The sequence below is a fragment of the Tepidibacillus infernus genome (assembly GCF_048898065.1).
Lineage (GTDB): Bacteria > Bacillota > Bacilli > Tepidibacillales > Tepidibacillaceae > Tepidibacillus_B > Tepidibacillus_B infernus.
In genome coordinates this window covers 1-255 of sequence record NZ_JBLWFI010000070.1, presented here as the reverse complement: position 1 = coordinate 255, position 255 = coordinate 1, and the positions used below count along the sequence as shown (strand labels likewise).

1 pseudogene is annotated in these 255 nt (G+C 35.7%); it reads right to left on the bottom strand.

The features are described 5' to 3' along the window. Positions 1-197 (bottom strand): annotated as a pseudogene (locus tag TEPIDINF_RS15040) (IS110 family transposase); the annotation flags it as partial. Between the last annotated feature and the right edge of the window lie 58 nt (positions 198-255).

Here is a 255-nt window from a genome sequence, read left to right as displayed (position 1 = left end):
ATACGCTCAATTTCTTTTTCGTATGCTTCTATGTTTTTAGTATGCCATTCATATGCACTGAGCTTCTGTTTTAATACAAATAGCTCACTTGAAAGCTGTTTAATGGGCTTTGAAACACTTTCCTTGGCGGCAAAGAGAAGCTTTTCAATCGTTGTTTTTCGGATTTTTAAATTGTGTTCTTTAGATACATTTCTCAATCCAGTCTCACCTAGCTCAAGAATCTGAGAGGCATGCGGATAATGGGTTAATATATGA